The organism is Halomonas heilongjiangensis (assembly GCF_002879645.1).
GTDB lineage: Bacteria > Pseudomonadota > Gammaproteobacteria > Pseudomonadales > Halomonadaceae > Halomonas > Halomonas heilongjiangensis.
In genome coordinates this window covers 76565-101332 of sequence record NZ_PNRE01000073.1, presented here as the reverse complement: position 1 = coordinate 101332, position 24768 = coordinate 76565, and the positions used below count along the sequence as shown (strand labels likewise).

The following is a 24768-nucleotide window of genomic DNA, read 5'->3' as shown; positions in this document are numbered from 1 at the left end:
GCATCAGCATGAACCAGATGATGGTGGCGTTGGTGGAAGCCAACCCCGAGGTGTTTCCCTCGGGCAACATCAACGCCATGCGTGCCGGCTACACGCTGGTGGTGCCGGGGCGGAACGCCATCGCCGCGCGGTCGTCCGGTGAGGCCGAACGTCTCGTCCAGGCCATGAACCAGGCCTGGGCCAACCGCGGCAGCGGAGCGCCGACCCGCGTGCCGCTGGAGGGCAGCGAGGAGGTCGCGCCGCCAACCGCCGTCGCGGCGCTCGGTGCCGACGAGACATCCTCCCCGGAGGGCGAGTCCGTCGAGGGCGCTCGGGCGGCCGACGGGGGAGAGGCGCCGCGCCTGACGTTGCTCACCGATGCCGAGGCGGCCGCCGAGGGGACCCTGGCCGTCGGCACCGCGGAAGAGGGGGGGCTCGGCGAGGGCGCCGCGACGGCCGCCGACGAACGGGTCGTGATCGACCCGACGGTGCTCCAGGCCCTCCACGGCGAGGGCGACCTGACCAGCGACGATCGCCTGCTGCGCCTCGAGGCTCGCTGGCTCGAGAACCGTCAGGTCCTGGAGGCGGTGCGCAGCGAGCGGGATGAACTGCAGGACGAGCTCATCGGGATGCGTGAGGAGCTGGAGGCGCTGCGCGACCAGTTGGCCGCCCTGAGTGCCGGGGGCCAGGGCGTCGACGGCCCCGGGACAGGCGGGGTGGTCCCGCCCGGGGACGACGTGTCGCCGGGCGAGTCGCCATGGTGGGGCGCCTTCTACCAGGGAGGACAGGGCCGTCTCCCGATGCTGGGGGGCGTCGCGCTTGCCGCCCTGCTGGCGCTATGGGCCCTGGTGCGGCGCCGGCAGCGCCGGGACGAGACGGTATCCACCTTCGCTCAAGTGCAGGCGGTGGCGCCGGGGGGGAGTAGCGTGGCCGGCTCCGCCGTGGGGCCCGTGGTGGCCGGCACGGGCGAGGCCGCGCCGGTGCGCGTCTCCATGCCCCAGGCCGAGGCGATCAACGAGGCCGATATCTTCATCGCCTATGGCCGCTACGACCAGGCACGTGAACTGCTCGAGGCCGGCCTGGAGCGTGAGCCGGAACGCGACGACCTGAGGCTCAAGCTGTTGATGGTCCATCTGGAGCAGGGCAGCCATGGCAGTGCCGAGCGCGAGGCGGAGCGGCTGCGGGCCGGCGGCGATCCGCTGGTGCTGGCCGAGGTGGAGGAGCTGATGAACCGTCGCCCGGCACCGCCGGACGCTGCGGCTACGCCGGCGGGGGGCGAACGCGCCGTCTTTGCCGAGCCGGCGGAACTGCCGCCGCGGCGCTTCGACGAGCCCGACGAGGAGCCGTCCCCTTCGGCATCCGAGCCTGGTGGCGAGCCAGCGGAACGAGTCGCTGACGACGCCCCCGAGCCGGAAAGGGGCGGGGATCCTGCCGCCCGCTACCGTCGGCCCGAGTCCGAGTCCGAGTCCGAGTCAGAGTCCGTGTCGGAGCCCGAAAGCGATGTCCGGCCAACCCGGGCCACGCCGGACGCCGCGCGGCCCGAGGCGAGCGACGACGAGCCGCCCCCTGTCCCCCAGCCGCCGTCCGCACCGACGCCCTCTCGTCGGGCCGACGAGGCCGAGCGCAATATCATCGATTACCGGCCGCCCACCCTGGATCCGAGCCCGACGCCGCGGGAAGAGACGCCGATGCAGCCGAGCGTGGAGTTCGGCCCGGCCGAGGAGCCGCAAGCGCCCGACGACGATGGGCGCGGCCCCATCGGAGGGGCAGACGACTGGGAGGTCGAAGAGGTGGCATTCCCGCCGCTGGATCGGGATAATGAATGGCTTTCCGCTGGCGCCTCCTCCGCGTCAACCCTGGCCGAGGCCCGCCGTCTGCTGGCCGAGGGCGAGGTCGAACGGGCTCGGCCCCTGCTGCACAGGCTGGCCGAGGGTGCCGACGACCCGTCGGCACGGGAGGAGGCCCGGGCCTTGATCACCCGTCACGACCTCTGAAGGCCGCATGACCCTGTTTCGACTCCTCGACGATCGCCACCCCCTCACTGGCCGCTTGGTCATGGGGGTGGAATATGACGGCAGCGCCTACTGTGGCTGGCAGCGCCTCAAGCATGCCGCCTCGGTGCAGGGCGAGCTGGAGACGGCACTGGCCAGGGTGGCGAGCCACCCGGTGACGGTGCATGCCAGCGGGCGCACCGATTCCGGTGTGCACGCCACCCGCCAGATCGTCCACTTCGACCCCCCCGCACCGCGTTCCGAGAAGGCCTGGGTCTTCGGCGTCAATGCCAACCTGCCACGGGATATCGCGGTGCGCTGGGTGAAGGCGGTGCCCGACGACTTTCACGCCCGCTTCAAGGCGCTGGCGCGGCGCTACCGCTACGTGATCCTCAACCAGCCGAGCCGGCCGGTACTCGAGCGGGCCAACGCCACCTGGTGTCGCGATCCGCTGGATGCCGACGCCATGCACCTGGCCGCCCAGGCCCTGGTGGGGGAGCACGACTTCTCGAGCTTCCGCGCCGCCGGCTGCCAGTCGAAGACCGCCTGGCGGCACCTGCACTTCATCGAGGTGCACCGCCACGGTCCGCTGGTGGTAATCGACGTCCAGGGCAATGCCTTCCTGCACCACATGATCCGCAATATCGTCGGCGCCCTGGTCACCGTGGGGCGGGGCGAGCAGGGCATCGACTATCTGGCGCGCCTGATGGCGCTCAGGGATCGCACCCTGGCCGACGTCACCGCACCGGCCTGCGGCCTGCACTTCGTCGATTCGCTCTACGACGAGGCCTGGGGGTTGCCGCGGGAACCGCTGGGGCCCAATCTGCTGGCCTTCCTCGGCGAGTGGACCGGCGAGCGCGAGTTGCCCGACTGCCCCATGGTCGAATTCCGCCGCGGCCGGCCGGTGGCCGTGGCCGCGCCGGTGGAGAGTCCGCTCGAGGAGGGCGAGCCATGACCGAACCTCGTGTCGCCCCGTCCCGCACTCGCGTCAAGCTCTGCGGCCTGACCCGTCCCGAGGATGTCGATGCCGCCGTGGCGGCGGGCGCCGATGCGCTGGGCTTCGTGCTCTGGCCCGGCAGCAAGCGGGCCATCGACGAGGCGCGGCTCGCCGCACTCGCGGCGCGGGTACCGGCCTTCGTCACCCGGGTGGGACTGTTCGTCGACCAGGACCCCGAGCTGATCCGGCGCTGTGCCGAGCATCTCGACCTGCTGCAGTTGCATGGCGATGAGTCACCCGATTTCTGCGCCATGCTCGGGCGCCCCTGGATCAAGGCCCTGCGCATGCGCGACGGCCTCGACCTGCACGCCCTCGCCGGTGCCCATGACGGTGCCCGGGCGCTGCTGCTGGACGCCTACCGCCCCGGGGTGCCGGGCGGCACCGGCGAGACCTTCGACTGGTCGCGAATCCCCGCAAACCTGGCAAAACCTGTTATTCTCGCGGGAGGCCTGACGGCGGACAACGTGGCCGAGGCGATCGCCCGGGTGCGGCCCTTCGCCGTCGACGTCTCGGGCGGGGTCGAGGCCTCCCCGGGCGTCAAGGATGCCGGGCGCATCGCGGCCTTCATCGAGGCCGTGCGGCGCGGCGACGAGTCGCGCCCGGCGCGGTGATCCGCCCGCTTCCCGATTCGTTCCACCCTTCAACCACAAGCCCCCTTTCTGGCGACCTGTGAGGTGTCTTTCGTGAGCAAGTTCAGTGACCTGACCCGACTGCCGGATGCCCGCGGCCATTTTGGCCCCTACGGCGGCCGGTTCGTCTCGGAGACCCTGAGCTTCGCCCTGGACGATCTGGCCAAGACCTACCTGGGTCTGCGCGACGATCCGGCGTTCCAGGCGGAATTCGACTACGACCTGGCCCACTACGTGGGCCGTCCTTCGCCGCTCTATCACGCCGAGCGGTGGTCGAAGCGGCTCGGCGGGGCACAGATCTGGCTCAAGCGCGAGGACCTGAACCACACCGGCGCCCACAAGGTGAACAACACCATCGGCCAGGCGCTGCTGGCCAAGAAGAGCGGCAAGCCGCGGGTGATCGCCGAGACCGGTGCCGGCCAGCACGGCGTGGCCACCGCCACCGTGGCGGCACGCCTGGGGCTCAAGTGCGACGTCTACATGGGGGCCGAGGACGTGGAGCGCCAGAAGCTCAACGTCTATCGCATGCGCCTGCTCGGGGCCAACGTCATTCCGGTGACGTCCGGCACGCGCACCCTCAAGGACGCCATGAACGAGGCGCTGCGCGACTGGGTCACCAACGTCGACGACACCTTCTACATCATCGGCACCGTGGCGGGGCCGCATCCCTATCCGATGCTGGTGCGCGACTTCAACGCCGTGGTCGGCCGCGAGGCGCGCCGCCAGTCGCTGGAGGAATTCGGCAAGCTGCCCGATGCGCTGATCGCCTGTGTCGGCGGTGGCTCCAACGCCATGGGGCTCTTCTACCCCTTCGTCGAAGACGACGAGGTGGCGATGTACGGCGTCGAGGCCGGCGGCGACGGCGTCGAGACCGGCCGCCATGCCGCGCCCCTGGCGTCCAATGCGCCCCGCGGCGTGCTGCACGGCAACCGGACCTACCTGATGTCCGACGAGGGTGGCCAGGTCTCCGACACCCACTCGATCTCGGCCGGTCTCGACTATCCCGGTGTCGGCCCCGAGCACGCGCTGTGGAAGGACGTGGGGCGCGTCAACTACGTGGCCGCCAACGATGCCGAGGTGCTCGAGGCGTTTCGCGAGCTGACCCGGATCGAGGGCATCATGCCGGCGCTGGAGTCGGCCCACGCCCTGGCCCATGCCAAGGTGCTGGCACCCACCATGCGACCCGACCAGCAGATCGTGGTCAACCTCTCCGGCCGCGGCGACAAGGATATCCTGACCGTGGCCAAGATCGACGGCATCGAACTCTGAATGGCGGCCCATACCATGAACCGTATCGACCAACGCTTCGCCGAGCTCAAGGAACAGGGGCGCCGCGCGCTGATTCCCTTCATCACCGCCGGCGACCCGGCGCCCGAATACACCGTGGGTTTCATGCACGCCCTGGTGGAGGCGGGGGCCGACGTCATCGAGCTGGGCGTGCCGTTCTCCGACCCCATGGCCGACGGCCCGGTGATCCAGAAGGCCTGCGAGCGGGCCCTCAGGCACGGCGTGCGCCTCGCCCACCTGTTCGACATGGTGCGCGAGTTCCGCCAGACCGACGCCGCCACCCCGGTGGTGCTGATGGGCTACCTCAATCCGGTGGAGCGCATTGGCCTCGAGGCCTTCGCCGATCAGGCCGCGGCGGCGGGCGTCGACGGCGTGCTGACCGTCGACATGCCGCCGGAGGAGGCCGAGGAGTTCGGGCCCGTGCTCAAGGCCCGCGGGCTGGCTTCGATCTTCCTCGTCGCCCCTACCACTTCCCACGCCCGGGCCGCTACAATATGCGCCCATGGCGAAGGCTATCTCTACTATGTGTCGCTGAAGGGCGTGACCGGTTCGGCGATTCTCGATGCCGAGGACGTGGCCAGTCACCTGGCGCCGCTGCGCGAGATGACCGGGTTGCCGCTCTGCGTCGGCTTCGGCATCCGTGACGGTGCCTCGGCGGCGGAGGTGGGCAAGGTCGCCGACGGGGTGATCGTCGGCTCGGCCCTGGTCAGCCGCATCGCCGCCAACGCCGAGACGCCGGAGGCGATTCCCGCCGAACTCAAGGCGGTGCTGGGCGAGATGCGCCAGGCCCTGGACGCCATGAGCGGCGCCTGACGACGGCCCTTCGTCGATGCTTCGATTCACGCGCCCGGGGTGCCGGGCGCCGACCACATGACGGAACCCTTTCTGACATGAGCTGGCTAGACAAGATCGTGCCCTCCATGGGGCGTATCCAGCGCAAGGATCGCCGGGCGAGCGTGCCCGATGGCCTGTGGCGCAAGTGCCCCAAGTGCGAGGCAGTGCTCTATCTCCCCGAACTCGAGAAGCACCACAACGTCTGCCCCAAGTGCGACCATCACCTGCGCCTGACCGCGCGCAAGCGACTCGACTGGTTCCTCGACAAGGAGGGGCGCGAGGAGCTGGCCGCCGAGGTGGAGCCGGTGGATCGCCTCAAGTTCCGCGATTCCAAGAAGTACCGGGACCGGCTGGCCGCGGCCCAGAAGGAGACCGGCGAGAAGGATGCGTTGATCGTCATGCGGGGCACCCTCGATGGCCTGCCGGTGGTGGTGGTCTCCTTCGAGTTCACCTTCATGGGTGGCTCCATGGGGGGCGTGGTGGGCGAGAAGTTCGTGCGCGCCGCCACCCTGGCCCTGGACGAGGGCATCCCGCTGATCTGCTTCTCCGCCTCGGGCGGGGCGCGCATGCAGGAGGCGCTCTTCTCGCTGATGCAGATGGCCAAGACCTCCGCGGCGCTGGAAAAGCTCAAGCAGGCCGGTGTGCCCTATATCTCGGTGCTCACCGATCCGGTGTTCGGCGGTGTATCGGCGTCGCTGGCCATGCTCGGCGATCTCAACGTGGCCGAACCCAACGCCCTGATCGGCTTCGCCGGGCCCCGGGTCATCGAGCAGACCGTGCGCGAGAAACTCCCCGAGGGCTTCCAGCGCAGCGAGTTCCTGCTCGAGCACGGCACCGTGGACATGATCGTCCACCGTCGCGAAATGCGCGACCGCCTCGGCAGCGTGCTGCGCAAGCTGACCCACCAGCCGGCCATCGGCCTGGTCGACGAGGCGGACCGTGAGCTCGACCTGGTGGATGCCGCCGAGCGGGCCCAGGCCACCGCCGACTATACGCTTCTCGAGCCCGAGCCCGCCGCGGGCGTCGAAGGCGAGGAAGCGGGGCGTGACGAACGCGCCGACGGCCCGCGCTGACCGCTGCCGACATGTGTGACGCGGCCCTGCCCATTTCCCTCGACGCCTGGCTGGCCCGGCTGGAAGCGGCCCATCCGGTGGGCATCGAGCTCGGCCTCGAGCGCGTGGCCGAGGTCGCGCGCCGCATGGGGCTGCTCGAGGTGCCGATCGCCGGGCGGGTGATTACCGTGGCGGGCACCAACGGCAAGGGCTCCACGGTGGCCATGCTCGAGGCGCTGGCCCGGGCCCATGGTCTCTCCACGGCCGCCTATACCTCCCCCCACCTGCTGCGCTACAACGAGCGCCTGCGACTGGACGGGAAGGAGGCCGACGATGCCACCCTGATCGATGGCTTCGCCGCGGTGGAGAGGGCGCGCCTCGCCGGCGAGCCGGTGAGCCTGACCTATTTCGAGGTCGGGACCCTCGGCGCCCTGCATGCCATCGCCCGGCAGCCTCCCGATCTGGCGATCCTCGAGGTGGGGCTCGGTGGGCGGCTCGATGCCGTGAACGTGATCGACCCGGACGTGGCGGTGGTGACCACCGTGGCCCGGGATCATGCCGCCTTCCTCGGCGACGACCTGGAGGGCATCGGCCGCGAGAAGGCCGGGATCCTGCGCACCGGCCGTCCCGCGGTGCTGGGCAGCACGACGCTGCCGGGCAGCGTGCGCGCCGTGGCGGGCGAGCTCGGTGCCCGGGTGGTCGCCCTGGGCGAGGCATTCCGGCGCCAGGGTGATGGTGAGGGCTGGCGCTGGGCGGGGCAGGGCGGGGCGGGCGAGTCCCTGACGCTTGCCGGCTTGCCCGACCCCGGCCTGCCGCTGGACAACGCCGCCACGGCCCTGCAGGCCCTGGCACTCACCGGCCTGCCCCTCGACCCCGACGCCTGCCACCGGGCCCTGGCCCGGGTCGAACTGCCCGGCCGCATGCAGTGGCTGGGCCGGTGGTGCCTGGACGTGGGGCACAATCCCCACGCCGCGGCCTACCTGGCCGAGCGACTGCTGGCACGCCCCTGTACCGGCCGCACCATCGGCCTGCTCGGCATGCTCGGCGACAAGGATGCCGACGGCGTGATCGCGGCGCTGGCGCCGGCGGTGGATGCCTGGGTGCCGGTCGGCCTGGCCGGCGAGCGGGCCCGCACCGCCGATGATCTCGCCGAGCACCTCGTCGCCCGCGGCGAGGCGATATGGCATCGCGCAGCGTCACCCGCCGAGGGGGCCGCCTGGCTGGCTGCCCGTCTCGCCCCCGAGGACCGGGTGCTGGTGTGCGGTTCCTTCTTCACCGTGGGCGAGGTACTGGCGTGGTGGCAGTCGTCGGCTCAGACTGAAGCGGGAGAGACGGCCATCGAGGGAGCACCATGAAGTACGGAATGCGAGAACGCCTCAGCGGAGCAGTAATCCTGATCGCCCTGGCGGTGATCTTCGTCCCCATGCTGTTCGACGAGCCCGCCCCGCGCAGCGAGCGCCCCCAGCCGGTGCTGACCATCGAGCAGCCGGTCGACGTCGAACGCCGTGACGTACCGGACCCGCAGCCTCCGGCGAGCCTGGGACAGATCCAGTCGCCTTCGGGGGTGACGCCCCGCGAGTCGGGGGAGGACGAGGCAGCCGTCCCGGGCGACGAACGCGGTGGTGTCGAGGCGTCGCCCGAGGAGGTGGACGCCGAACCCTCCGAGCAGGTCATGGCGGAGGCGGTCGCACCGCCCGCCGCCGAGCCGGCGCGCGAGCCAGTCGTGGATGCCGATCCCATCGCCGAGCTGGCCCGGGCCGCCGATCAGCGTCTCGCCGAGAGCGCCGGTCGCTCCGAGAGTGCCGACGCCGCGCCGACGCCAGCGGCTGCCACCGGCGAGTGGGCGGTGCAGGTGGGCAGCTTCGGCGAACCGGCCAATGCCGAGCGTCTCGAGGCGCAGCTGGGGGAGCAGGGGTTCACTGCCTTCAGCCGCCCGCGGGACAACAACCTGACCACCGTCTATGTGGGGCCCTATGACTCCTCGGAAGCCGGGGAGCGGGCCATGGGCGAGCTCAAGGAGAGGGCCAACCTTCAGGGCCTGCTGGTCAGGGTGAGGGAGTGAGCATGGCGTTGACCTGGATCGACTGGATCTTCCTCGCCGTGCTGGCCGTGACCACCCTGACCGGCTTCCTGCGGGGGTTGATCCGCGAGGCGCTGGGGCTCGCCGCCTGGATCATCGCCCTGTTCGCGGCGCGGCTGCTGGCCGTGCCGGTGGCGGACCTGCTGGCCGGTCTGATCGACAACCCCGATGCCCGGCTGGTGCTGGCCTTCATCCTGGTGATCTTCGCCGTGGTGCTGGTGTGCGGCATCGTCATCCGCATGGTGCATGCCGCCATCGAGTGGGTCGGCATGGGGCTGTTCAACCGGGTGATGGGGGCCGCCTTCGGTACCGCCAAGGGCGCGGCGATCCTGGTGCTGGGTACCATCCTGATCACCCTCACGCCACTGGCCCAGCTCGAGGCGTGGCAGGATGCCGAACTGCGCCCGAGCTTCGAGCAGCTGCGCGACTGGGCGGTGAGCCAGCTCGAGGCGTGGGAGGGGAGCATTCCCGAGACGCCGGAGTCGCTGCGCGAGATTACCCTGCCCGGCAACGGTCGCCAGGCCGGCATCGCACCGGATACCGACCGGGCCGGCGAGACGACGACGACCCCTGACATGTGAATCCCGGGGCGGTGAGCGGCATGGCCGTCCTGAACCAAGGCAAGCGAGGTAAGGTGGAATGTGCGGTATCGTGGGCCTGATGGCCAAGCAGGCGGTGAACCAGGGCATCTATGACGCCCTGACGGTGCTCCAGCATCGCGGACAGGATGCCGCCGGCATGATGACCTGGCATGAGGGCCGCTTCCTGTTGCGCAAGAGCAACGGCCTGGTGCGGGACGTCTTCCATACCCGCCACATGGCGCGCCTCAAGGGCAACGTGGGCATCGGCCATGTGCGTTACCCCACCGCCGGTTCCGCCAGCGAGGCGGAGTCGCAGCCCTTCTATGTCAATTCGCCCTACGGCATCACGCTCGCCCACAACGGCAACCTGACCAACTCCGACCAGCTCAAGCAGGAGCTGTTCTCCTCCGACCTGCGTCATATCAACACCAGCTCCGACTCCGAGGTGCTGCTCAACGTCTTCGCCCACGAGCTGGGCAAGCAGGGGCTGCACCTGGAGCCCGGCGACATCTTCGACGCGGTACGTCGCGTCCACCGCCGCTGCAAGGGGGGCTATGCCGCGGTGGCGATCATCAACGGTGTCGGCATGGTCGCCTTCCGCGACCCCCATGGCATCCGCCCGGTGGTGTTCGGTACCCGCGACGAGGGCCAGGGGCAGGAGGTGATGATCGCCTCCGAATCGGTGGCGCTGGATGTCGGTGGCTTCGAACTGCATCGCGACCTGGACCCGGGCGAGGCGATCTTCGTCGACATGTCCGGCACCATCCATACCCAGCAGTGTGCGGACCGGCCGCGGCTCGCGCCCTGTATCTTCGAGCACGTCTACCTGGCGCGCCCCGACTCCATCCTCGACGGCGCCTATGTCTACGGCACCCGCATGCAGATGGGGCGCAAGCTCGGCGATCGCATCCAGAGCGAGTGGCCGGAGCACGACATCGACGTGGTGATCCCGATCCCGGATACCTCGCGCACCTCGGCCCTCGAGCTCGCCCAGCACCTGGGGGTGACCTACCGGGAAGGCTTCATGAAGAACCGCTACATCGGGCGGACCTTCATCATGCCCGGCCAGACCCAGCGCAAGAAGTCGGTGCGCCAGAAACTCAACGCCATCGACATCGAGTTCAAGGGCAAGAACGTGCTGCTGGTGGACGACTCCATCGTGCGCGGCACCACCTGCAAGCAGATCATCCAGATGGCCCGCGAAGCCGGCGCCAACAAGGTCTATTTCGCCTCGGCCGCGCCGCCGGTACGCTACCCCAACGTCTATGGCATCGACATGCCGGCGGCGAGCGAGCTGATCGCCCATGGCCGCAGCGAGGCCGAGGTGGGCGAGCTGATCGGCGCCGACCGCATCTTCTATCAGGATCTCGAGGACCTGAAGGTCGCCTGCCGCGAAGTCAACCCGAACCTCGAGGCGTTCGACTGTTCGGTGTTCGACGGCAACTACGTCACCGGTGACATCGACGAGGCCTATCTCTCGGACCTCGAGGCATCGCGCAACGACGCCGCCAAGCAGGAGCAGAGTGCCGGCGACCACGCCCTGGTGGGGATGCACAACCAGGATGACGACATCGATGATTGAGGGGCGGACCATGCACGACGACCAGACACCGGACTGGGACCTGGAGACCCTGGCGATTCGCGCCGGCCATGTCCGCACCAACGAGCAGGAGCACGGCGAGCCGATCTTCCCGACCTCGAGCTTCGTCTTCGGCAGCGCGGCCGAGGCGGCGCGCAAGTTCGGTGGCGAGGAGCCGGGCAACATCTACTCGCGCTTCACCAACCCCACGGTGCGGACCTTCGAGAAGCGCCTGGCGGCCATGGAAGGCGGCGAGCGCTGCGTGGCCACCAGTTCCGGCATGGCGGCGATACTGGCCACCGCCCTGGCGCTGCTGCAGGCCGGCGACGAGATCGTCGCCTCGCGCTCGCTGTTCGGCTCGACGGTCAGCCTGTTCGACAAGTACCTCGGCAAGCTCGGCATCACCACCCGCTACGTTGAGTTGTCGAACCTCGACGCCTGGGAAGCGGCGATGACCCCGGCGACCAAACTGCTGTTCGCCGAGACGCCCTCCAACCCGCTCTCCGAGGTGGTCGACATCGCGGCGCTGGCCGAGATCGCCCACCGGCACGATGCGCTGCTGGCCATCGACAACTGCTTTTTGACCCCGGCACTGCAGAAGCCGCTGGCGCTCGGTGCCGACCTGGTGATCCACTCCGCCACCAAGTACCTGGACGGGCAGGGCCGTGCCATCGGTGGAGCGGTGGTGGGGCGTGACAAGGAACTCGAGGAGCTGTTCGGGGTGGTGCGTACCTGCGGCCCGTGCCTGAGCCCGTTCAACGCCTGGCTCTTCACCAAGGGACTCGAGACCCTGAACCTGCGCATGCGCGCCCACTGCGACAACGCCCAGGCCCTGGCCGAGTGGCTGGAGGGGCATCCAGCGGTGATGCGGGTCCACTACAGCGGACTCCCGAGCCACCCCCAGCATGAACTCGCCACCCGCCAGCAGCTGGGGTTCGGTGCGGTGCTGGGCTTCGAGGTGAAGGGCGGCCGCGAGGCGGCCTGGTCGGTGATCGATGCCACCCGCCTGCTCTCGATCACCGGCAACCTGGGCGACGTCAAGTCCACCATCACCCACCCCGGCACCACCACCCACGGCCGGCTCTCCGACGACCAGAGGGCGTCCGCCGGTATCAATGAAGGACTGATCCGCGTGGCGGTGGGGCTGGAGTCCCTCGACGACATCCGCGCCGACCTGGCCCGTGGCCTCGACGCCTTGGGTTGAGCGCCGTGCCCCGCCGGACGGCGGGGCGTTACCCTTCGTTACCGCCTCCTGCCTTGAACTCGCAGCAGCTGCCGCCATCCTTAGTCGGGAGATCCATCCATTGCCGCCCAGGAGGGCCCTGATGAAGATCCTGATGGTATTGACGTCCCACGACCGCCTGGGTGATACCGGCCATGCCACCGGCTTCTGGCTCGAGGAATTCGCCGCGCCCTACTATGTGTTCAAGGACGCCGGTGCCGAGATCGTCCTGGCCTCGCCGGCCGGCGGCCAGCCGCCGGTGGACCCCAACTCCCTGGCGGAAGAGGCCCTCACCGAAGAGACACGACGCTTCGAGGCCGACAGCGACGCCAAGGCGCAACTCGCCGCTACGCGGAAACTCTCCGACATCGAGGTGGCCGACTTCGACGCGGTCTTCTACCCGGGCGGACACGGCCCGCTGTGGGACCTCACCGGTGACGCCGACTCACGCCGCCTGATCGAGGGCTTCCTGGCGGCGCAGCGTCCGGTGGCGGCGGTGTGCCATGCGCCCACGGTGTTGCTTGGGCCCCGCACGCCTGCCGGTGAGCCGCTGGTCAAGGGCAGGCGTGTCACCGGTTTCACCAATAGCGAAGAGGAGGCCGTGGGCCTGGTCGGGGTGGTCCCGCACCTGCTCGAGGACGCGCTGAAAGCCCAGGGGGCCCATTACGAGCGCAGCGACGACGACTTCGCTCCCTTCCAGGTGCGTGACGGGTTACTGGTCACCGGACAGAACCCCGCCTCCAGTGCCCCGACCGCCCGGTTGCTGCTGGAGGTGCTCGCCGAGCGCTGAGCGCTGAGCCCGTGCGTGCGTCACGTCCCCGTGACGGGCGGCATGCGGTTTTTCCGAATGGTGCATTCGGCTTTTTTCAGCGGATACGCATGATGCGCTGCGGTATGCTTGCCGCCATCGTCATCGAGGCACCCGAGGAACAAAAGCATGTGGCGCAACACGGAGAGTGGCTGGGGGCTTGTCAGCATCCTGCTGCACTGGGTCCTGGCGATCGCCATCGTCGGCCTGTTCGCCCTGGGCTGGTGGATGACCGGCCTGGGCTACTACGACCCCTGGTACAACCTGGCCCCCTGGTGGCACCGCTCCATCGGCATGCTGCTGCTGTTTGCCACCCTGCTGCGCCTGGCCTGGCGGTTCGCGCAGCCGACCCCGACCGCCCGCGGCCATCGCCTCGAACGCCTCGCCGCCCACCTCGGCCATATCGCCCTCTATGCGCTGATGCTGGTGGTGCTGATCAGTGGCTACCTGATCTCCACCGCCAACGGCCGCGGCATCAGCGTGTTCGACGCCTTCGTGGTGCCCGCCTTGGTCAGTGACCTGCCGAACCAGGCGAGCATCGCCGGCGAGATCCACTGGTACAGCGCCCTGGCGTTGCTGTTGCTCGCCGCGGGGCATGCCCTGGCCGCCTTCAAGCACCATCTCGTCGACCGCCACGACGTGCTCACGCGCATGATCAACCCGACGCATTCCCGGCGACCCTGAGCCGGGGCGCCCCGTGCCTGTTCCACCCCAGGGTGGATTCGATTCCCAAGGAGACATCACCGATGCTGAAGAAGACCGCGCTCGCCACCGCCCTGATCGCCACTGCCCTGATCGCCACTGCCCTGATCGCCACTGCCCTGGCAGGTGCCAGCCAGGCACAAGCCGACGACTACGTGATCGACACCGAAGGCCAGCATGCCTTCATCCAGTTCAAGATCAACCACCTCGGCTATTCCTATATCCTCGGCAACTTCGAGGAGTTCTCGGGCCAGTTCAGCTATGACCCGGAAGACCTCGAGGCAGCAAGCGTCGAGATGGAAGTGCAGGTGGACAGCCTGACCACCAACCATGCCGAGCGTGACAAGCACTTCATCAGCAGCGACTTCCTGGATGCCGGCGAGTATCCGACCGCCACCTTCGTCTCCACTGGCTTCACGCCCAACGGCGACGACGAGGGCGTGTTGACCGGTGACCTGACCCTGCACGGCGAGACCCGCGAGATCGAGATGCCGGTGACCCTGATGGGTGAGGGCGAGGATCCCTGGGGCGGCTATCGCGCCGGCTTCGAGGGCAGCACCCTGCTGACTCTGGCCGACTTCGGTATCGACATGAGTGACTTCCCCGAGGTCATGCACGAGCTCGAGCTCTACGTGACCTTCGAGGGCGTGCGCCAGTAACCCCGACCTTGCCCAGGCACTAATGCAACATCCCCGGGTACGAGACCCGGGGATGTTGCGTTGTGGTGATGATCCGCCATGGCAGCGTTTGATTTCTGCCCGCGGCCGCCGTGGGTCTGCGGGTCAACGGGTCTCGTTGAGTACCGCGTCGGGGAAGTGGCGCCGCAGGATGCGGTTCTGGAAGTCATCCACGAAGCGACTGTTGATGATGATGATGAAGCGCTCGAAGGGCACGGCGGGATCCTGCTGGGCGATGCTATCCACGCTGTGGTAGAGCCGATCATCGCGCAGGTGCAGGATGTCGCCGGGGGCCAGGATGGCATCGGCGAGCGGCCGGGTGCCGGCCTTGTCGGCGTAGAGGTGGTTGTCTGCGCCGCTCACGTTGTCCCGCTTGAGCACCAGGATGCTGAGGGCCTTGCTGCCGTCGGCGTGGATGCCCTGTCCCTGCAACGGGTCCACCAGCGCCTCTCCACGCACCCCGGTGATCTGCATCAGGATCGGCTCGTTGGCACCGAGGTTCCACAGTCTGGCCCAGGCGCGCACGAACGCCTTGACGTCGGGGCGGGCCAGGAAATCGGGCGTCAGGGGATCGTAGTAACGCAGGCGGTCGGCCATGCTCTCGGCGTCGTTGAAGGCACCGCCCTGTGCCATGGGGCAGGGTCCCATCTCCTTGACGTCGCCCAGCTCATCGAGTGCCAGCCAGGACATGCGCTTCCAGCGCCGGTTGACGTAGGGGTCCCGTGGGAGGTCGTCGGTGAAGGCTTGCCAGGCCTCCAGGTCCAGGCGTGAGCGCACCTCGGTCAGTGCCCAGTCCTGTTGTGCCAGCGAGGTGGCCACTGTCGAAGGCCAGTAGTTTGCCAGCGGATCGAGAGGCATGCCGGTGAGGTCGAAGCCATACTTTAGGGTCTCGAGTTTCATGAGGTTTCTCCTGTCGATAGGGCAGAATTGCCCGTGCGTTGTCGGACAAAAGTCCGACCCACAGAAGAAAAATGAAAATAAATGCAATGAAATGTCAAAGAAATGTACTTACAATTTACAAATGTGGGGTGGATCTCGTCCTGCGGTATGGGATAGTTGGGACCACGCCGACCAAGGATGTAGGAGGTAGGCGACAGGGAGGTATAGGATGTAAAAGGTAGGCGCCCGCATGATCAGGCCTCCCGGGCCATGAGGGTGGGCTGGCGTCGTTCCCCGACGATGAGGATGTGAATGTTCGCCCGCGACTCCCGTCTCAGGCAGTGGTTGGGGCAGTGGCTGCCGAAACGGCCGGTGACTCGACGCGATTCGCCTGCCACCGCAAGGGGTGGCCAGGGGGACGTGGATCGTGTGCGGCGCCAGTATCTGGAGAGCGAGCAACGCTTCAGGGCGTTGCTGGAGAGCCTGCCGAAGGTGGCGGTGCAGGGGTACGACCGCGACCGTCGCGTGATCTACTGGAACGAGGCCAGTACTCGCCTCTACGGTTACTCGTCGGATGAAGCGCAGGGAGAGTTGCTCGAGGACCTGATCATACCCGACGCCATGCGTGATGGCGTCATCGCGGCCCATCGCGCGTGGATACACGAGAGTGTCGAGATTCCCGCCGGTGAGCTGGAGCTCAGGCACCAGAGCGGTGAGCTGGTTCCCGTCTTCTCCCACCACGTCATGCTCAACGAGCACACCGACGAGCCACTCATGTTCTGCGTCGACGTGGACCTCTCCGACCAGAAGCGGGCCCATCGCGATCTGGAGTTCGCCACTCGCTTCGATCGCCTGACCCACCTGCCCAACCGCCAGACCTTCGAGGCGGATCTCGACGAGGTCCTCGACGGATGTCGCCGACGGGGCCTCGGCCTGGCGCTGCTCTACCTCGACATCGATCGCTTCGTCGAGATCAACGATGCCCTCGGCTACGAGGAGGGGGATCGCCTGCTGATCGAGCTGAGCCGACGACTGAGCGAGCAACTGCGCGCCACGGACCTGATGTCGCGGGTCTCGGGTGACGAGTTCGTGCTGGCGTTTCCCGGCGTGCACAGGGAAGACGATGTCATGCGTGTCCTGCACAAGGTGCAGGAGGTCTTCCGGCGCCCCTTCGGCCTGGAGGGACACAAACGCAGCATCACGGCAAGCCTGGGGATCTGCTTGTTTCCCGACAACGGCGCTGGTGCCCGCGAACTGATCCGCAATGCCGATGTGGCCAAGAATCAGGCCAAGCTGGAAGGGCGAGGGGGGTTGCGATTCTTCCATCAGCACCTGCACGACGATCTGGTGCGACAGCACCGCCTGGCCGAGAGCCTCGAGCGTGCCCTGGACAACAATGAACTCTTTCTGCACTACCAGCCCCAGGTGTCGGCAGCCAGTGGCCGGATCGAGAACCTGGAGGCCCTGCTGCGGTGGGAGCCGCTCCCCGGGCAACCGGTATCCCCCCAGGAATTCATCCCCGTCGCCGAGCGTTCCGGGCTGATCCACCGGTTGGGCGATTGGGTCATGGAGGAGACTTGCCGACAGCGGGCGCAATGGCGGGATGCCGGCGTGAAGCTGGAACGCATCGACATCAACTTCTCCGGGCGGCAGATGGGGCGGCACGACGTCTTCGAGCGACTCGAGGCCCATCTTCGTCGCTATCGACTCGGGCCGCGGGAGATCGGTATCGAGCTCACCGAGAACGTGCTTATCGAAGCCGACGCGCGCATCCTCGAGGGGTTGCATTCCCTGCACCATCGCGGCTTCCGCATCGCCATCGACGACTTCGGTACCGGGTACTCGTCGCTGAGCTACCTCAAGCAGTTTCCGGTGACGTCATTGAAGATCGACCGCTCCTTCGTTCGGGATGCGCCAGGGCAGCCCGAGGACCGCGCCATCATGGAGGCGGCGGTCTTCATCGGCCATCGCCTCGGGCTCGAAGTCGTCGCCGAGGGGGTCGAGAACGCCGAGCAGCTCGCCCTGGTCCGCGATATCCACTGCGATCTGGTGCAGGGCTTCTACTTCTACCGTCCGATGCCCGCCGACGCCATCGAGCGGCTGCTCGTCGGAGGAGTGCAGAGCCTCGGTAGCCTGTCGAACTGAGCACGGCCCGACTTTGGCGTAGAATCCGGCATTTGCTCTCGCACTGGAGCCGTCGTGACGAAAACCGCAGCTTCTTCCTCCCTCGGGCTCACCCTCTGGCGCCAGACCTGGCCCATGGCCATCGGCGTACTGGCGTTGCTCGGTTTCCAGCTCGTGGACAGCGCCTTCATCGCCCGCCTGGGGACGGCGCCGCTGGCCGCCCAGTCGTTCACCTACCCGCTGTCGTTCCTGATCATCGGCATCCAGGTGGGGCTGGGCATCGCCATCGCGGCACTGGTCTCCCGGGCCCTGGGGGCGGGGGAGGAGGCCCGTGCCCGGCGCTTGGGCAGCCTGGTGCTGCTGGCCGGTACGAGCGTCATCGCGTTGCTGGCCTTGCTGCTGTGGGCCGTCCAGGGGCCAGTGTTCGCGGGGCTGGGCGCCGATCCGGCGAGCCGTGAGCTGATTCGTGCCTACTGGGCGCCACAGCTGCTGGCGGCCTGGCTGGGTGCCGCGCTCTACTTCGGCTACAGCCTGTTCCGTGCCCATGGCGATACCCGGTTGCCGGGCAAGATGATGGTGGTCACCAGCCTGGTCAACCTGGTGCTCGATCCGCTGTTGATCTTCGGCATCGGCCCCTGGGGCGGGCTGGGACTTCCCGGGGCGGCCTGGGCCACGGCCATCGCCTTCTCCTGTGGTCTGCTGGTGCTGGGGCGGCGCCTGCGGCGGACCGGCTGGCTGGCCCGGGACGGCCTTTCCGCCGAGTGGCGCCTTTCGGCGCGGCCCTTCGTCGGTATCGCCGCTCCGGCCATGATCGGCCAACTGATGCCGCCGCTGGCCGCCATGCTGGCGATCTCGGTGGTGGCCGCCCTCGGCGAGGCCCCGGTGGCGGCCTGGGGGCTGGCCAGCCGCCTGGAGAGCGTGTCGCTGATGGTGGTACTGGCCATGACCATGTCGCTGCCGCCCTGGCTGGGGCGCTGCTACGGGGCGGGAGACTGGGAGCAGGTACGCCGCCTGATGCGCCTGGCCCTTCGCGTCGTGGTGCTCTGGCAACTGGGGCTGGGACTGGTATTGGCCTTGCTGTCGCCCTCGGTGGCCCTGGTGCTCTCGGGCAACCCCGAGGTGCGCGATGACCTGGCGATGCTGATCCGCTGCCTGCTGCCGAGCTACGCCGCTCTCGGTGTCTGCATGCTGGTGGTCTCGGCGGGCAATGCCCTCGGCTGGCCACTGCGTGCCATGCTGATGTCTGCGGCGCGGCTGTTTGTCTTCTACCTGCCCTGCCTCTGGATCGGAGCCTGGCTGGGTAGCCTCACGGGGCTCGCCCTGGGCGCGGCGCTGGGCAATCTGCTGGCGGGGCTGGCGGCCTGGCAGGTGCTCCGGCGCGTCCTTGCCAGTCCGCGGCGGCGCCGGCCGATTGTGGCATAGGTGAATCATCTGAAATAAATAAGAATAATACATATAAATGCTATAAAATATTTTAAATATAACTATATTTTTTATTTTGTTGTAGAAAATCAGAGTCATTCACTGGCTTAGTCTTCTTATACTCCCTCCGTCGCCAGGCACCCGCGCCGGGTGACCTGCGTTGCGGCATCGATCACAAGCACAAGGCCATCCAACAACGGAAGCCAAGGGGGGAGAGCCCATGAAGGTACTGATTCTCGGCAGCGGCGTCGTCGGCGTCACCAGCGCCTATTACCTGGCCCGTCAGGGCCATGAGGTCACGGTGGTGGATCGCCAGCCGTCACCGGCACTGGAGACCAGCTACGGCAACGCCGGCCAGGTCTCCTTCGGCTTCTCCTCGCCCTGGGCAGCGCCCGGGATCCCCCAGAAGGCCGTCAAGTGGATGTTCCAGGAGCACGCGCCGCTGAAGATCCAGCCGAAGATGGATCCGACCATGGCGCGCTTCATGATGCAGATGCTGGGCAACTGCAACCCCGAGCGCTATGCGGTGAACAAGGAGCGCATGGTACGCGTCGCCGAGCACAGTCGCGCCTGCATCAATGCCCTGCGCGAGGAGACCGGTATCCGTTACGAAGATCGCCAGCGCGGCCTGCTGCAGCTGTTCAGGAGTGACGCGCAGGTGGAGGCCGTGGGCAAGGACATGAAGGTGCTCGAGCAGTGCGGCGTACGCCACAGGCTGCTGGGTGCCGATGAGCTCGCCGCGGTGGAACCGGCGCTGGCCCGGGTGCCCGGCAAGTTCGTCGGCGGCCTGCACCTGCCCGACGACCAGACCGGCGACTGCTACCTCTTCACCAATCGCCTGGCCGACCACTGTCGGGAGCGACTCGGTGTCGAGTTCCGCTTCAATGTCGAGATCCAGCGCCTCAAGCGCTCGGCCGGCCGCATCGAGAGCGTGGTGACCAGCGAGGGTGAGCTCACCGCCGATGCCTATGTGGTCTGCCTCGGCAGCTTTTCGCCCTTCCTGGTCAAGGACCTGGGTATTCGCCTGCCGATCTATCCGGTCAAGGGCTACAGCCTGACCGTGCCGGTGACCGACGACGGCGGTGCCCCCCAGTCCACGGTGATGGACGAGACCTTCAAGGTGGCGATCTCGCGCTTCGACGACCGCATCCGGGTGGGCGGTACCGCCGAGCTGGCCTCCTACGACCTGAGCCTGCTGGAGAAGCGCCGGGCCACCATCAGCATGGTGGTGCGCGACGTCTTCCCCGAGGGCGGCGACGTGGCGAAGGCCGAGTTCTGGACCGGCCTGCGCCCCATGACCCCGGACTCCACGCCGATCATCGGTGCCACCCCGGTCGACAACCTCTGGCTGAACACCGGCCATGGCACCCTGGGCTGGACGATGAGCTGCGGCAGCGGCCAGCTGCTGGGCGACCTGATGAGCGGCAAGGCACCGGCCATCGATCCAAGCGGGCTGGACGTCTCGCGCTACGCGGCCTGAGACACCGCCTGCCCATGACGAGGCCCTGCCGGGTGACCGGCAGGGCCTCGTGGCGTCCGGTGGGGACCCTCCTGCGCTGGCGGTGTCTGTTCAGCAGGAGCGCACGATGCTGTCGCGTAATGCAGACACCAACGCCTGCTACTGTGGCGGCCCCTTCCGGCTCGTTTCCCATTTCATGTCTCCATGATGCGACAGATAATGGGGGTTTGCCATCGGTGGTGGCCGTATGAGAAAACGCTGTTTCTTAATATCTTGATGATTCTACAAGGCTACTTTTGCTTCTGGCACGTTGCTCGCAAGGTATAAACAGGAGCAAGACTCGTCACGACGAGGGGCTCAAGGAGGAGCCATCCCGGATGATGGATACCGGCCCCAGGGAACACGGGGCACGAGGAGGCGCTATGAAACTCAAGACACTTGCTGCCAGCATGGCACTGGTTTTCTCAGGTCTGGCCGGCGCGACTGCCCAGGTCCAGGCGGCCAGCCTTGAAGACGACGTTCAAGGCGGCAGTTTTTCCGCCATGCCCATGACGGGCGCGGCCAGCGACACGCTGCTGCTGGCTCAAGCCGACGGTGATGCGGGTGCCGGCGCTGGCGCCGATGGTGGCACCGACGGGGATGCCGACGGTACTGATACCGATGGCGATGGAATCGGCGCCGGCGTCGATGCCGAGGCGGGTGTCGATGCCGAGGCGGGTGTCGATGCCGAGGCGGGTGTCGATGCCGAGGCGGGGGTCGATGCCGACGCCGAATCGGATGTCGACACCGACACCGACATGGAGTCAGGGATGGATGCCGACACCGATACCGGCATGGAGTCAGAGATGGATGCCGAGGCCGAGACGGATGCCCAGGCCGAGGATGAGAAGACCCGCGCCCCCGGGTTGGATCGCGCCATCGAGCGTGCCGCCGAGCCCGCCCAGGATCGCCTCGAATCGAACCGCGATCGCATAAGAGGCGAGACCGAGGGGCAAGCCGAGGAGGACCTTGAAGGTGGTGCCGAGGCAGAGGTCGAGGCCGACGCTGACGCTGAGGCCGAGGTCCAATAGGCGAGACCCGCCTCGGAGCCGCAATCGCCGGTCTCGGTGCACCAATGGGAACGAGGCCCTGCCGGGTGACCGGCAGGGCCTCGTTGCGTGAGACGATCAGTCGGCCGGCGGCGGCGTGGTGGACACCGGTCGCGGGGCGGCCAGGCGCTCCTGCTGCCAGGCGAAATAGAGGAACAGCGCGGCCATCACCAGGTAGCCGAGGGTGAAGTCCTGGGCGGCATTGAGCGCGAGCTTCGGGGCGTGCATCAGGCCGACGAAGGAGAAGCCCGCGGCCACGCCGGCGAAGGCCGCGGCGCGGCGGAACTGGTGGTCGATCACCGAGACCGTCATGGCACCGATGAAGATGGCCATGAACATGGCGCCCTGGCCCATGGCGACGATGCCGCCGGAGATGTCGGCGACGATCTCGCCGGCGCCGCGATTGAAACGCGTCATCACGTAGTTGGCGAAGTAGGGCAGCATCGCCAGGGCCACCGCCGGGTAGTAGCGGGTGTCGTTGCTCTGGAAGGCGGTGGCGATCATCGACATGCCGACGAACACCAGGATCGGGGCCACCACCGCGACGGGAATGATCGCCGCCAGGGCCGCGATCAGGCCGAACATGGTGGCCAGGCCGTAGACGGCTCCGTTGAGGAGGCTGTAGCCGCGACCGGCGCCCATCCACTTGGCGCCCACGGTGGCGATGTAGACGGTGGTGGGGAAGACGCCGCCGAACAGGGCGCCGATCATGGTGCCGGCGCCATCCACCGCCTGGCACTCGCGCACGTCGTACTTGTCGCCGGCGGCCTCCATGGCCTCGACGTTGTTCATGGTCTCGATGGCGTTATACAGCGTGATCGGCAGCACCACGGTGAGCACCGCCAGCATGCCGGTGAACAGCAGCCCCAGCCCCTCGAGCCAGGCCAGGTTGGGCAGCAGCGGGTAGAAGCCGAGATGGGTGAAGGCGTCGCTGAAGCGCTCGCCGCCGGCATCGCCGATCAGGTAGGCCAGGGCGGTGCCGACGATGATGGCAAACAGCGAGGTGGGCAGGCGGAAGGGCATGGCCACCCGGGCCACCAGGCCGACGATGATGATCGCCAGCACCAGCAGGCCGATCACCGGCATCTCCAGGGTCTTGAACAGCATCTCGCCGGCGATGAAGGTCAACGCGACCCCGGCGACGGCCCCCAGCATGGCGGCTCTCGGCAGATGGTACTGCACCCAGCGCCCGATCAGGCTGATCGCCGCCTCGATGGCGCCGCTGATGAAGCAGGCGGCCACCGCCACCTTCCAGGCCAGTTCGGCGTCGCCGGTGAGCTGCTTGGCCGGCAGCAGCACGCCGAACAGGAAGACGAACATCACCGGGGTCGAGATGCCGTAGGAGAGCGCGGTGACGTCGGCGCGATTCTCCTTGCGTGCCAGGCGCGCGGCGCTCCAGGCGTAGTAGAAGTTGCCCGCCATCACCGCCACCGCGGCGCCCGGGAGCACCTGGCCGAAGACGATCGACGCGGGGAAGCCCATGCCGAGCATGGTGATGGCGATGATCACGAAGTTGGCGATGTTGTTCTGGAACAGGGCGAAGAAGGCATCGGTGTCCTCCTTCTTGTACCAGGGATAATGTACAGGAGAGTGCACAGGGGTAGCCGCCATGATAAGCCTCTTCGTTATAGGGGTTGTATACAAAGGCAATCCATAGTCTGGCTGGATTCTGACTGATCGGTCAAGTCCGGTGTTGCCGGGAGCGTCGCACGGCCCCCGGGCCCTGCGGCGGCGAGGGCGGCATGCTACCCGGGCAGGGCTGCAAAATCGCGAAGTCGGCATATACGCAAACGCCCGGGCGGAGGCCCGGGCGTGTCGGCGGGTCGGGGCGTGGCGATCAGTTGACCGCGGCGATCGCCTTGGCCAGATAGGGCAGGTTGTCGTGGGAGAAGCCCGCCACGTTGGCGCGACCGGAGCGCACCATGTAGATGCCGAACTCGTCGCGCAGCCGGTCGACCTGCTCAGGCTGGAGCCCGGTGTAGGAGAACATGCCGCGCTGCTCGGCCACGCAGGCGTACTTCTGGTCCAGCCCGTAGGGCGCCAGCGCCTCGACGAAGTCGCGGCGCAGGGTGTTGATGCGGTCGCGCATCTCGGTGAGCTCCTCGCGCCAGATGGCGGCGAGTTCGGCCGAGTGCAGGATCTCGCTGACGATGGCGCCGCCGTGGGCCGGCGGGTTGGAGTAGTTCTCGCGGGCGACGATGGCCACCTGGGAGCGTACGTTCCCCATCTGCTCGGCGTTCTTCGCCACCATGATCAGACAGCCGGTGCGTTCGCAGTAGATGCCGAAGTTCTTGGAGCAGGAGCTGGTGATGATCACCTCGTCGAGGTGCTCGGCCAGCAGGCGAACGCCGTAGGCGTCCTCGTCGAGGCCCTCGCCGAAGCCCTGGTAGGCGAAGTCGACCAGCGGCAGCAGGCCGCGCTCGCGGACCACTTCCAGCACCTGTTGCCACTGTTCCCGCGAGAGGTCGAAGCCGGTGGGGTTGTGGCAGCAGGCATGCAGCAGCACCACGTCGCCGTGGGGGATCTCCTGGAGTGCCGCCAGCATGCCGGCGAAGTCGAGGCGGTTCTCGGCGTCCACGTAGGGGTACTTGTGCAGCGTCAGGCCGGCGGCGGGGAAGATGCCCAGGTGGTTCGGCCAGGTCGGGTCGCTGACCCAGATGTCCTTGCCGGGCAGGTGATGGGCGATGAAGTCCGCCGCCAGGCGCAGGGCACCGGTGCCACCGGGCGACTGGGTGGCGCTGGCGCGGCCGGCTTCCAGCACCGGCGAGCCTTCGCCCAGCACCATGGGCAGGACCACCTCGCCGTAGCCCGGGTCACCGTGGGAGCCGATGTAGGTCTTGGTGGTTTCGTTCTTGAGCAGCAGGGCCTCGGCTTCCTTGACGGCGCGCATCACCGGGGTGTTGCCCTTGGCGTCACGATAGACGCCGACGCCGAGATCGACCTTCTGGGGGTTGGTGTCCTTCTTGAAGGCCTCGATCAGCCCGAGGATGGCATCCCCGGGTACCCGCTCAATGTGTTCGAACATTTAATTCGCTACCTCGTCGGTTCTGGCGGCAAGAATGAAGTCGTTCTTGTGCAGGCCCTTCATCTCGTGCGACCACCAAGTCACGGTGACCTTGCCCCATTCGGTCAACAGGGCGGGGTGGTGCCCGGCGCCCTCGGCGATCTCGCCGACGCGGTTGGTGAAGTCGAGGGCCTGCTTGAAGTTGCGGAACTTGAAGACCCGTTCCAACTGCATGATGCCATCGCGCTCGACGATCTGCCACTCGGGAATCTGTGTCTTGTACTGCTCGATCTCGGCCTCGGTCACCCGGGGGGCGTCCCAGCTGCAGGCCTCGCACTGCTGGTCGGAAAGCTGGCTCATGGTGTCTCCTTGTC

The 24768-nt window shown here is 67.9% G+C and carries 22 protein-coding genes; 18 read left to right on the top strand and 4 right to left on the bottom strand.

The features are described 5' to 3' along the window. The 14 genes from C1H66_RS16485 to C1H66_RS16420 form a co-directional block, all read left to right on the top strand. Window positions 1-1973: FimV/HubP family polar landmark protein (locus C1H66_RS16485; protein WP_146010741.1), on the top strand; the 1973-nt coding region annotated here is incomplete at its 5' end. Between the two features lie 7 nt (window positions 1974-1980). Next, window positions 1981-2925 carry a tRNA pseudouridine(38-40) synthase TruA gene (gene truA, locus C1H66_RS16480; protein ID WP_102628965.1) on the top strand — a complete coding sequence of 315 codons (945 nt, stop codon included), beginning with the start codon at window positions 1981-1983 and terminating at the stop codon, window positions 2923-2925. Beyond that, window positions 2922-3578: a phosphoribosylanthranilate isomerase gene (locus tag C1H66_RS16475; RefSeq protein WP_102628964.1), complete on the top strand. Its 657-nt coding sequence runs from the start codon at window positions 2922-2924 to the stop codon at window positions 3576-3578. The genes truA and C1H66_RS16475 overlap by 4 nt, the downstream gene beginning before the upstream one ends. A gap of 72 nt (window positions 3579-3650) precedes the next feature. Then, a complete protein-coding gene (gene trpB, locus C1H66_RS16470; protein WP_170064173.1) occupies window positions 3651-4865 on the top strand; it encodes a tryptophan synthase subunit beta in 1215 nt (404 codons plus the stop codon). Window positions 4866-4880: 15 nt separating this feature from the next. Continuing rightward, complete coding sequence (gene trpA, locus C1H66_RS16465) at window positions 4881-5696, top strand: tryptophan synthase subunit alpha (protein ID WP_102628972.1); 816 nt, start codon at window positions 4881-4883, stop codon at window positions 5694-5696. Window positions 5697-5773: 77 nt separating this feature from the next. Continuing rightward, window positions 5774-6790, top strand: coding sequence for an acetyl-CoA carboxylase, carboxyltransferase subunit beta (gene accD / locus C1H66_RS16460; protein ID WP_102628962.1), 1017 nt, complete (start codon window positions 5774-5776; stop codon window positions 6788-6790). Between the two features lie 11 nt (window positions 6791-6801). Continuing rightward, entirely contained in the window at window positions 6802-8124 is a 1323-nt protein-coding gene (gene folC, locus C1H66_RS16455; RefSeq protein ID WP_102628961.1) for a bifunctional tetrahydrofolate synthase/dihydrofolate synthase, read from the top strand. Window positions 8125-8132: 8 nt separating this feature from the next. After that, complete coding sequence (locus tag C1H66_RS16450) at window positions 8133-8831, top strand: SPOR domain-containing protein (protein ID WP_240618366.1); 699 nt, start codon at window positions 8133-8135, stop codon at window positions 8829-8831. 2 nt (window positions 8832-8833) lie between these two features. Beyond that, window positions 8834-9430 (top strand): CvpA family protein, encoded by a 597-nt coding sequence (locus tag C1H66_RS16445; RefSeq protein ID WP_102628959.1) that lies wholly within the window; start codon window positions 8834-8836, stop codon window positions 9428-9430. 58 nt (window positions 9431-9488) lie between these two features. Then, window positions 9489-11012, top strand: coding sequence for an amidophosphoribosyltransferase (gene purF, locus C1H66_RS16440; RefSeq protein WP_102628958.1), 1524 nt, complete (start codon window positions 9489-9491; stop codon window positions 11010-11012). A 10-nt stretch (window positions 11013-11022) separates the two neighbouring features. Further along, window positions 11023-12213: an O-succinylhomoserine sulfhydrylase gene (locus tag C1H66_RS16435; RefSeq protein WP_102628957.1), complete on the top strand. Its 1191-nt coding sequence runs from the start codon at window positions 11023-11025 to the stop codon at window positions 12211-12213. Window positions 12214-12334: 121 nt separating this feature from the next. Continuing rightward, complete coding sequence (locus C1H66_RS16430; RefSeq protein WP_102628956.1) at window positions 12335-13021, top strand: type 1 glutamine amidotransferase domain-containing protein; 687 nt, start codon at window positions 12335-12337, stop codon at window positions 13019-13021. A 147-nt stretch (window positions 13022-13168) separates the two neighbouring features. Beyond that, on the top strand, window positions 13169-13723 hold the full coding sequence (locus C1H66_RS16425) for a cytochrome b (protein ID WP_102628955.1): 555 nt from the start codon (window positions 13169-13171) through the stop codon (window positions 13721-13723). Window positions 13724-13785: 62 nt separating this feature from the next. After that, window positions 13786-14400: a YceI family protein gene (locus C1H66_RS16420; protein WP_102628954.1), complete on the top strand. Its 615-nt coding sequence runs from the start codon at window positions 13786-13788 to the stop codon at window positions 14398-14400. A gap of 123 nt (window positions 14401-14523) precedes the next feature. On the opposite strand, the gene C1H66_RS16415 is transcribed toward C1H66_RS16420, so the two are convergent. Further along, a complete protein-coding gene (locus C1H66_RS16415) occupies window positions 14524-15318 on the bottom strand; it encodes a 2OG-Fe dioxygenase family protein (RefSeq protein WP_102628953.1) in 795 nt (264 codons plus the stop codon). 291 nt (window positions 15319-15609) lie between these two features. On the opposite strand from C1H66_RS16415, the gene C1H66_RS16410 reads away from it, so the two are divergent. The 4 genes from C1H66_RS16410 to C1H66_RS16395 all read left to right on the top strand — a co-directional run bounded on the left by C1H66_RS16410 (window position 15610) and on the right by C1H66_RS16395 (window position 21372). Beyond that, window positions 15610-17442: a putative bifunctional diguanylate cyclase/phosphodiesterase gene (locus tag C1H66_RS16410; protein ID WP_102628952.1), complete on the top strand. Its 1833-nt coding sequence runs from the start codon at window positions 15610-15612 to the stop codon at window positions 17440-17442. A 114-nt stretch (window positions 17443-17556) separates the two neighbouring features. Continuing rightward, window positions 17557-18843, top strand: coding sequence for an MATE family efflux transporter (locus C1H66_RS16405; RefSeq protein ID WP_102628951.1), 1287 nt, complete (start codon window positions 17557-17559; stop codon window positions 18841-18843). A gap of 160 nt (window positions 18844-19003) precedes the next feature. Beyond that, window positions 19004-20323, top strand: coding sequence for a D-amino acid dehydrogenase (locus tag C1H66_RS16400; RefSeq protein WP_276308845.1), 1320 nt, complete (start codon window positions 19004-19006; stop codon window positions 20321-20323). A gap of 401 nt (window positions 20324-20724) precedes the next feature. Next, window positions 20725-21372 (top strand): hypothetical protein, encoded by a 648-nt coding sequence (locus tag C1H66_RS16395; RefSeq protein ID WP_110286189.1) that lies wholly within the window; start codon window positions 20725-20727, stop codon window positions 21370-21372. A 96-nt stretch (window positions 21373-21468) separates the two neighbouring features. On the opposite strand, the gene C1H66_RS16390 is transcribed toward C1H66_RS16395, so the two are convergent. From C1H66_RS16390 to C1H66_RS16380, 3 genes are all read right to left on the bottom strand, one after another. Then, a complete protein-coding gene (locus C1H66_RS16390) occupies window positions 21469-23001 on the bottom strand; it encodes a uracil permease (RefSeq protein WP_102628948.1) in 1533 nt (510 codons plus the stop codon). A 226-nt stretch (window positions 23002-23227) separates the two neighbouring features. Further along, the gene (locus tag C1H66_RS16385; protein ID WP_102628947.1) at window positions 23228-24415 is read right to left on the bottom strand and encodes an amino acid aminotransferase; all 1188 of its coding nucleotides are present in this window, start codon (window positions 24413-24415) and stop codon (window positions 23228-23230) included. After that, on the bottom strand, window positions 24416-24754 hold the full coding sequence (locus C1H66_RS16380; RefSeq protein WP_102628946.1) for a 4a-hydroxytetrahydrobiopterin dehydratase: 339 nt from the start codon (window positions 24752-24754) through the stop codon (window positions 24416-24418). It abuts the gene before it with no gap. Window positions 24755-24768: the final 14 nt, after the last annotated feature.